We start from the raw sequence: 8,959 nt of genomic DNA, 5'->3' as shown, positions 1-8,959 counted from the left end.
AGCACATAGAAGTCTACAAAACCCGCACAGCTAAATGCTTTGCGGGTTTTTTGTTGTCCGTATCATCTTCGTACAGCCGAGTTGCTGAGCCTCGTAATAATTTTTCTATCTGGTTGACATCCTATTCGATAATATTTATTATTTATCACATTGTACGGACAAACAAACATTTAGGAGGATCCATGCTTACGCCTACTTTGAAATCGGAAAACCGTTACCGGGCCCGTTATGGTCGTTATTTTGAAGAGTTCAACGTCGGGGATATCTACGAGCACCGCCCGGGGCGTACCCTCACCGATGCTGACAACATTCAGTTCTCATTGTTAACGATGAACTCCCACCCCATGCACTGTGACAAGGCTTACGCTGAAAAAAGCGAGTTCGGTCAGCTTTTAGTGAGCAGTGGTTTGACAGTCGCCGTGGTGCTGGGGATGACGGTAAACGACGTAAGCGCCCAGGCTGTCGCCAATCTTGGCTGGAAGGACATCACGCTGACTAATCCGGTTTTTGCCGGCGACACCCTTTATGCGGAGTCCGAGGTGCTGGAAAAACGCGAGTCGAAATCTCGCCCAACGCAGGGCATTGTCACTGTACGCAGCAAGGCATTCAATCAGAAAGGTGATCAGATCATGACGTTTGATCGCGTGTTCCTCGTGTCGAAGTTGGGGTTTGGCGTCGACGATTTGTAAGTTTATCCAACCAGGAAAATAACTATTCCAGGAGACAACAGTATGGGGAAAATGGTTGCGGTGGTGCTTGCAGGCTTTGTATACGCAGTGACTGGCATAACTGCTGCGTCTGCCGCCGATGCCTATCCGAGCAAGCCAATCAGGATTGTGGTCGGCTTTCCGGCAGGGCAGGCGACGGACATTATTGCGAGACTGGTCGCGAAAAAACTCCAAGAGTCGCTCAAGCAATCCATTATTGTAGAAAACAAACCTGGAGCTGGCGGCATCATTGGCACTATGGAGGTTATTCGTGCAACACCAGACGGCTACACCTTGCTGGTGAGTTCCAGCGGTCCATTGGCGATAAATCCTAGTTTGTACGCCAAGATTCCTTACGATGTCATGCGCGACCTTCAGCCCATTTCAGAGGTCGCCGAAGTGCCATTGTTCCTGGCAGTTGGGCCCAAACTTCCAGTCAAGACCGCCAAAGAGTTTGTTGAAAAAGTGCATGCAACTCCTGGCAAGCTTGACTACGCATCGGCCGGTAATGGCGTAACCAGCCACTTGGCAATGGAATTGTTGAAACACGAGTTAAATCTCGATCTTCAACACATTCCGTACAAAGGCAGTCCAGCGGCGGTCGTCGATTTGATCGGCGGACAAACGTCAGTCATGGTCGATACCGGCCCGGCGCTTCTTCCCAGTGCGGAAAATGGCAAGCTGCGAATCCTGGCTGTGCTTAGTGATAAGCGGGTAGCGGCGGCACCTGATGTCCCTACGGGCAAGGAAGCAGGCATTGGGGAACTTAACGCGCCGGCATGGGTGGGCTTGGTTGCACCCAAAGGTACGCCGGACGAAATTATTCAGACACTTTATAAAGCGCTGGACTCCAACTGGCGCGACGAAGACGTAAAACAAGCGCTGAACGGACTTGGTTCGCAAGTGGTCCTGTCAACGCCAGCGGAGTTCACTACCTACATTCAGCAAGAAATAAAAAAATGGCATATCGCCGTTGAGTTATCCGGAGCGAAGGTCGATTAATGACGATTACTAACCAACATACTTTTAGTTCCAAGCTAATTAGCGAAAAAGCACTATCTTTTTCGTTTGAAAGCATCCCTCAGGAAGTCTGTACCCGGGCGAAGTATTTGATGATTGATGCAATCGGCATCGCATTCGCCTCAACGCAGTACGACTTTGCAAAGGTAAGCCTGGCCGCATTTCAAGAGTTGTCATCGGGTGATCGACAGGTTCCCGTCATTGGTATGGGCGTTTCCCTGTCGCCGCGCGATGCCGCCGTCACGAACGGTGTACTGGTTCATGGGCTCGATTATGACGATACCCACCCGGAGGGTGTCATCCACGCGACAGCATCGATCTTGCCGGCCGTTCTGTCCCAGGGCGTAGTCTCAAGGGCTTCGGGTAAAGACCTTCTCACTGCCTATGTATTAGGCTTGGAAGTGGCGACTCGCTTGGGTTCCGTCGCTAACGGAGGTTTTCACCAGGTAGGGTTCCATCCTACTGGCCTGATAGGTGCATTTGCCTGCACGGTTGCCGCAGGCTGGCTGCAAAAGCTGACTGTGGATCAATTGACGCATGCTCAAGGGATTGTGCTATCTATGGCGTCAGGCAGTCTGGAGTTCCTTCAGGATGGCGCCTGGACCAAACGCCTGCATCCGGGCTGGGCAGCCAACGCCGCCATTACTGCGGTAACTATGGCCAAGTACGGTTTTATTGGGCCCAAGGCTACTTACGAAGGCCGATTCGGTCTTTATAAAAGCCATCTTGGTGCTGAACGAGAGCTACGCGATCTTGGCGAGATCGTTTCATCTTTGGGCGCCAAATGGGAAACGCTGAATATCGCTGTCAAGCCTATGCCCGCATGCCATTTTACGCATGCATGCACCGACGCAGCTTCTATCATTCGCAATGCCATCAATATCAATCACATCAAACACATCACGGCCAAGGTGCCGGAAGGCGTGATGAAAACAGTCTGCGAACCGATTGCGTCCAAGAAGCGTCCGGCGAACAGCTACGACGCCCAATTCAGTATTCCTTATTCAGTGGCCGTAGGTCTTCGGTTTGGTCGATTTAACCTGGCGGCGCTCGACGTTAGCGCATATACCGATCCCATCACGTTGGCCCTGGCCGAGAAAGTTTCCTGCGTGGCTGATCCCGATGCGGACTTCCCTCGTTATTACTCAGGTGAAGTTGTCGTCGAACTGAATGATGGCTCTGTCCATAGTCACCGCGAGGCGGTGAATCGGGGGGCTGAAGGCCGCCCCATCAGCAATGACGACGTTGTTATCAAGTATATGGAGAACGTAGAAGGCGTTCTTTCAGCAGATCGCGCGGGTCAGATCAGGTCATGCCTCGAGAATATCGAGCAGCATACGACGACCGATCTAATGACATTTCTTAACTGAGCAACGGATAAAATATGATGCGTTCCCAACCCCACGATGACGATCAGGAAAATCTGATCCTTGACATGCTCGACCGATTTCTCGCCGTCGAGGTCAAGCCTCATGTGCACGAGCTTGAGTACAACGATACCTATCCCACAGAGATTGTGGAGAAAATGAAAGAGATGGGATTGTTTGGCTGCATTATCGATCCAGAATACGGTGGTCTGGGCCTCTCCACGGTTACTTACGCGAAAATCATTGAACGTATGTCCGGTGTATGGATGTCCATCTCGGGCATTATCAACTCGCACCTCATCATGGCGATGGCTGTGCAGCGGTCGGGTACTGAAGCGCAAAAGCGCGAGTACCTTCCGCGCTTTGCCAGCGGTGAATTACGCGGCGGCGTAGGGCTGACAGAGGCGGATTGCGGAACAGACTTGCAGGCGATCCGAACCACAGCCGTCAAGCATGGTGACAAGTACGTCATCAATGGCTCCAAAATGTGGATTACCAATAGCATGTATGGCAACTGCCTGGCGTTGTTGGTCAAGACGGATACTGAAGCGACTCCACGGCACAAGGGCATGAGCCTGTTCATTGCTGAAAAAGGCAAAGGGTTTACCGTCAGCAAGAAACTCGACAAGCTGGGCTACAAGGGGATCGACACGTGTGCCTTGAACTTCGATGATTACGAGGTGCCAGAAGACTGCTTGATCGGTGGCATTGAAGGCCGCGGCTTGCAGCAAGTATTGAGTGGGCTCGAACTGGGACGCATCAACGTGGCGGCCCGGGGCTTGGGTATTGCCCAGGCGGCCCTGGACGAGGCGGTTGTGTACGCCCAAACCCGGAAAACCTTCGGTAAGCCGATATGCGAGCATCAGGCCATTCAACTCAAGCTGGGCGAAATGGCAACTCGGACGCAAGCGTCGCGCTTGCTGGTTTATGCCGCCGCAGCGGCTTATGACCGGGGCGAGCGCTGTGATATGGAAGCGGGCATGGCGAAATATATGGCTACTGAAGCCGGATTTGAAAATGCGCACGAAGCGATGCGTATCTTCGGCGGATACGGCTATTCCAAGGAATACAACATCGAACGTCTATATCGCGATGCGCCCTTGCTTGTTATTGGCGAGGGTACAAATGAGATGCAGCGCATCATTATTGCCAAGCAACTGATCGAGAGAAACAAGGTATGAGCACTGAATTGAACCGCTCTGGCCAACCGCTGCTCCTGGAAGGCATAAGGATTATTGCTGTGGAACAGTATGGCGCCGGCCCTTTTGGTACGCAGCACTTGGCTGATCTGGGCGCTGAAGTGATCAAGATTGAGAGCAGGAGTGATGGCGGCGATGTAGGCCGTCACGTTGGCCCACACTATTTTGGCGAGAACGATAGCCAGTTTTATCAATCATTCAATCGTAATAAGAAGAGTATTACGGTCAATCTGAAGACGGATGACGGCAAGCAGATACTTGCTCGTCTTGCTAAAGATGCGGATGCCGTCTTTAATAATTTGCGCGGCGACTTGCCGTCAAAGCTTGGTCTTGATTACAACGCGCTAAAAGCAGCGAATCCGAAAATCGTTTGCGGTCATTTGTCTGCCTATGGTCGTGAGGGTTCGCGTACTTCCTGGCCTGGCTACGATTATCTTATGCAGGCCGAAGCGGGTTATTTGTCCGTAACGGGTGAGCCAAACGGCCCGCCCGTGCGCATGGGCTTATCCATTATTGACCTGATGACCGGAACCACAGCCGCACTAGGCCTGCTTGCCGGCATTCTTAGCGCCCGGTCGACCGGGGTTGGCCGCGATGTAGACGTGTCGTTATTCGACGTTGCACTACATAACTTGGCTTATGTGGCCACGTGGTATCTCAATACTGGGCATGTCCTTGAACGCGAGCCGCGCTCAAGCCATCCGTCGCTCACACCAAGCCAGCTTTACCGGACGAAGGACGGCTGGATTTTCCTTATGTGCAACAAGGAAAAGTTTTGGGGCAACCTTTGTGAGAAACTGGGCAGGCCTGAATGGATTGTCAAAGAAGAATACAAGAACTTTACGAACCGCCTTGCCAATCGCGAAACGGTAAATAAAGATATTGACGAGGCGTTATCTGAGCGGACGACAGATGAGTGGATGTCTGTATTTGCCGGTGCGGTTCCAGCTGCCCCGGTCTATGACGTGCGTCAGGCGCTGGAAAGTGATTTTGTTCAAGAGCAGAACCGTATTCTTGAGCTGGATCACCCAACCGCAAAAGTTCGTACTGTTGCTTCGCCGATCCGTGCCGGAATGCATCCGAATCGGCCAGCGCCTTCAATGGGTGAACATAACGCAGAGATACTGCGCGAAGCTGGGTTTACCAATGAGCAGATCGAGCATTTCGTTAAGACAGCAGTAGTGTGACCTGGCTTTGTAGCGCGCTTATGTTGTGCTAAAACTCGGTGGCGCTACAAAGCAAAGGGAAATGGATCATATGGCGACTTCTATCGTAAATGTTGCTCAACCGAAGTACTTACAGCTGGCCCAGACGTTATTCGACGAAATTGAGGCTGGCGTATATAAAGTGGGCACATTGCTGCCTACCGAGCACGAAGTTTGTAATCAATTTGGTGTCAGCCGCTTTACCGCGCGTGAAGCGTTTAAGCGGCTGGTGCACCTGGGCATTGTCACGCGACACCCGGGTATCGGCACCCGGGTGATTGCCAAAGAGGTTCAAAGCACCTACCGTCAGAATATGGGCGCAGTCAATGACTTGTACCAATATGCCACTGATACTTCTTTGAAGATTGAACATAAAGAAATGGTGGTTGCCGATCAAGCCTTAGCCCAGGCATTGGATGTTTCCCAGGGGGAAACCTGGCTATTTCTTTCAGGCAAACGTTATGCGCCCACCAGCAAGTTGCCCATCGCTGAGACGAAAATATGGATCTGCCCGGCTTTCCGTTCGGTTAAAGGCTTGAACAAGTCATTGCACCAGGCCATCCATTCTCTTATTGAGGAGCAGTTTGGGGAGTCTATTGCGATGGTGGAACAAGATATTGAGGCAGTTGTACTCGACGAAGATATCGCAAATGCGCTATCTGTGGCGCCGGGTACTGCTGGATTGAAAATTACCCGAAACTACCGTAACCGCAAGGGTGACCTGATCGAATGCGCTGTCAGCACGCACGCTGCGGAGCGGTTCTCCTATCGTTCAGTGTTTCAGCGAGAGTGGCGTGTCGAGGGCTGAGCATCTTTGTCTGGCCCGAGAGCGTGATCGGTTAAGCCATTAACTTAAATCAGGGGTTTTTGTTTATGTTGCAGAGAGCGAAAAGCTTCCTGTTTGTACCGGGCGACAGGCCAGAGCGTTTTGAAAAGGCCGTGAATACTGCGGCAGATATCATTATTCTGGATCTTGAGGATGCGGTATCGCCCGACAACAAAGCTGCGGCGCGCGATGCCGTGCTCGATTGGTTGCAGGGCAGGGGAGATGCCGTTAATCGTCGCGTCATCGTTCGCATCAACGATGTTACGAGCAAGTGGTTCGAGGACGATTGCAGGGCTCTTGGTCAAGCCAGCCTGGCTGGCGCGATGCTGCCAAAGGCAGAGCTTTCCGAGACCATTTCCGCCTTGGCCGGCTCGATTTCCCGTCATCAGCAAATCGTGCCGTTGATTGAAACTGTTCGGGGTTGGGACAATATGCGCCAGATCGCCCAGTCCACCAATGTGGCAAGGCTGGCATTTGGATCAGTGGACTTTTGCGTGGATGCTGGAATTAGGGGCGAGCAGGAAGAGCTGGACTTTGTTCGTTCCAGCTTGGTCTTGAACTCCCGGCTGGCCGGTCTGGCCGCGCCCGTCGATGGCGTGAGTACTGATTTGAAAAATACCGAGATGTTAGCCAACGATGTGCGGCGATCTCGTCGATTTGGCTTCGGTGCAAAACTATGTATTCATCCTGCCCAGGTTGACGCAGTCAACATCGGATACGCGCCCGACCCCGAGGAGATCGCCTGGGCACACCGTGTTGTCGCCGCAGTTGAAGCAGGTGGTCTTGGCGCAATAGCGGTAGATGGAAAGCTAATCGACAAACCGTTGCATATAAAAGCCGCGAAGATTCTGGATGCTTTCCAGGAAAAATAAGCCTCCCTGTCGGAGCGAAAAACTTGTTTAAAAAATAGAAACTGGCATTGATGTCTGGATAAATTTAATTGTACATTTATCCGTACAAAGTGATAAAGTATTTAAAATATCAACGATAGAGGAGCAAAGGTGAGTATCGACGCGCGTATAGAAGCGACAAGGTTATTGTTGGCTCAGCAAGGCCAGGCAATTCCACCCGACGATCTGGGGGACGTACTGGCCGCTGCGGAAGATTTGTCGCAGGCGGTTGCCGATGCGGCAGGCAGCCTTAGCATGCTGCAGATTGCCGAGCCGTTCTCTGTCAGCATGCAGGAATGCGCCCGTCCTCCATTGCCAGGCTCAGGCGCTTTGCCAAACACCTGCGCAGGCGCCGACCAGGCCCGCAATAGTGAGGAATGGGTACGCGACGCTATTTCACGGATAGATACCATTGCCCCCGGTTCGCTTGCCTGGCGTGAGGTATATGCCGGCTCGGCACTTTCCCGCGCCCAACAGCTCGATTCCGAGCGTATGCAAGGTCACGTGCGTAGCCCGCTCCATGGGATGCCTGCCGGACTGAAAGATATGCTGGAGCAGGAAGGGAGGGTTGCGGGTTGGGGTGGGATACTCCGTACGCATTTGCCGCCAGCCACACAGACAGCAACCGCTGTACAAAGACTGGAGCGGGCCGGTGTGGTCGTTCTTGGCACGCAACATATGGCCGAATTTGCAATGTCGCCTACTGGGTTTAATGCCAATTACGGGCCAGGCCGTAATCCATGGAACGACGAGCATGTATCAGGGGGAAGCTCCAGTGGCGCCGGTATGTCGGTAGGTGCTGGGCATGTGCCGCTTGCCATCGGGTCAGACACAGGCGGATCGGTCCGTTTGCCCGCCGCGCTTTGTGGCGTCACCGGCCTGAAACCGACGCAGCATCGCATTAGTGTCGCCGGTGCAATGCCTTTATGCCCCAGCCTTGATTGTCTTGGCCCGCTTGGAAGTTCAGTTCAGGTCGTTGCCTGGGCATACGCGGCGATGGCCGGACCTGATCCTCTCGACCCGACATGTTTGTCTGCGCAGCCCATCATCCCGGACTGGAAGGTTCCCGCTTCCGAGTTTGTTGTTGGAATTCCCCGACTAGCCCAAGGGCCAGCCTTATCAGCGGATATGCTCAGGGTCTTCGATGAAACGACGCAGTTGCTCAAAGACCTTGGCGTCCGATGTGTAGAGGTAGCTTTGCCTGACCTTGATCTCCTGGGCCGTCTTTCTTCTGTAATGCTTGCGTCCGAATCTGCGGCCATACATCGAGGCTGGCTTACAACGCAGGCTGACCGCTATGGCCGCCAGGTAAGACGCAGGCTCTCGCGCGGACTGTTGACGGGCGGCATGGATTACTACGATACCTTGCGTTTGCGCACCCCTTTACTCAAGACATTCATGGAACAGACGCTGGGTAATGTCGATGTGCTTATGCTTCCCGTCGCCCCGGATGTGGCGCCATGCGTCGCCAATACAGTCGGTACTGACGAACGGCAGCTCGAAAAGAACTTTTCGCTGCTGTCGTATTGGACAAGAGGCATTAACTATCTGGGTGTACCTGCGCTTTCGGTACCTGCTGGCGTAGGCGCCAAAGGTCTTCCATTGGGCGTGCAGTTCATTGGCGCGCCTTTGGCTGAAGAACGCATATTGGCTTTAGGGCATATTTTTCAGCAGCATAGCGACTGGCATACGGCAACGACGCAGCGCCCACTCAGCTAGCGATTCAAACGAATAGCGGATATTCC

At 53.0% G+C, this 8,959-nt stretch carries 8 protein-coding genes; all 8 read left to right on the top strand.

Going from position 1 to position 8,959, the window contains the following annotated elements; genetic code table 11:
• Positions 1 to 182: 182 nt before the first annotated feature.
• Positions 183 to 689, top strand: a complete 507-nt coding sequence (locus ABWO67_RS07795; protein ID WP_353149929.1) for a MaoC family dehydratase — start codon at positions 183 to 185, stop codon at positions 687 to 689.
• Between the two features lie 42 nt (positions 690 to 731).
• Positions 732 to 1,709: a Bug family tripartite tricarboxylate transporter substrate binding protein gene (locus ABWO67_RS07790; RefSeq protein WP_353149926.1), complete on the top strand. Its 978-nt coding sequence runs from the start codon at positions 732 to 734 to the stop codon at positions 1,707 to 1,709.
• Positions 1,709 to 3,097, top strand: coding sequence for an MmgE/PrpD family protein (locus tag ABWO67_RS07785; RefSeq protein WP_353149923.1), 1,389 nt, complete (start codon positions 1,709 to 1,711; stop codon positions 3,095 to 3,097). The genes ABWO67_RS07790 and ABWO67_RS07785 overlap by 1 nt, the downstream gene beginning before the upstream one ends.
• Positions 3,098 to 3,111: 14 nt before the next feature.
• Positions 3,112 to 4,275 (top strand): acyl-CoA dehydrogenase family protein, encoded by a 1,164-nt coding sequence (locus ABWO67_RS07780; RefSeq protein ID WP_353149920.1) that lies wholly within the window; start codon positions 3,112 to 3,114, stop codon positions 4,273 to 4,275.
• Positions 4,272 to 5,480: a CaiB/BaiF CoA transferase family protein gene (locus tag ABWO67_RS07775; RefSeq protein WP_353149917.1), complete on the top strand. Its 1,209-nt coding sequence runs from the start codon at positions 4,272 to 4,274 to the stop codon at positions 5,478 to 5,480. Before ABWO67_RS07780 ends, ABWO67_RS07775 begins: the two co-directional genes overlap by 4 nt.
• Before the next feature lie 70 nt (positions 5,481 to 5,550).
• Complete coding sequence (locus tag ABWO67_RS07770) at positions 5,551 to 6,306, top strand: GntR family transcriptional regulator (protein WP_353149914.1); 756 nt, start codon at positions 5,551 to 5,553, stop codon at positions 6,304 to 6,306.
• Positions 6,307 to 6,371: 65 nt separating this feature from the next.
• Entirely contained in the window at positions 6,372 to 7,196 is an 825-nt protein-coding gene (locus ABWO67_RS07765; protein WP_353149911.1) for an HpcH/HpaI aldolase/citrate lyase family protein, read from the top strand.
• Positions 7,197 to 7,325: 129 nt separating this feature from the next.
• A complete protein-coding gene (locus tag ABWO67_RS07760) occupies positions 7,326 to 8,933 on the top strand; it encodes an amidase (protein WP_353149908.1) in 1,608 nt (535 codons plus the stop codon).
• Positions 8,934 to 8,959: the final 26 nt, after the last annotated feature.

Origin of the sequence: Pollutimonas bauzanensis (genome assembly GCF_040393045.1) — a bacterium.
GTDB lineage: Bacteria > Pseudomonadota > Gammaproteobacteria > Burkholderiales > Burkholderiaceae_B > Pollutimonas > Pollutimonas bauzanensis_A.
This window is presented reverse-complemented; position numbering and strand designations above follow the sequence as displayed.

Excerpts from the sequence above, each read along its gene's own strand:
- ABWO67_RS07780 (WP_353149920.1), top strand. The coding sequence starts at position 3,112 with ATGATGCGTTCCCAACCCCACGATGACGATCAGGAAAATCTGATCCTT.
- ABWO67_RS07785 (WP_353149923.1), top strand. The coding sequence starts at position 1,709 with ATGACGATTACTAACCAACATACTTTTAGTTCCAAGCTAATTAGCGAA.
- ABWO67_RS07775 (WP_353149917.1), top strand. The coding sequence starts at position 4,272 with ATGAGCACTGAATTGAACCGCTCTGGCCAACCGCTGCTCCTGGAAGGC.
- ABWO67_RS07790 (WP_353149926.1), top strand. The coding sequence starts at position 732 with ATGGGGAAAATGGTTGCGGTGGTGCTTGCAGGCTTTGTATACGCAGTG.
- ABWO67_RS07795 (WP_353149929.1), top strand. The coding sequence starts at position 183 with ATGCTTACGCCTACTTTGAAATCGGAAAACCGTTACCGGGCCCGTTAT.
- ABWO67_RS07770 (WP_353149914.1), top strand. The coding sequence starts at position 5,551 with ATGGCGACTTCTATCGTAAATGTTGCTCAACCGAAGTACTTACAGCTG.
- ABWO67_RS07765 (WP_353149911.1), top strand. The coding sequence starts at position 6,372 with ATGTTGCAGAGAGCGAAAAGCTTCCTGTTTGTACCGGGCGACAGGCCA.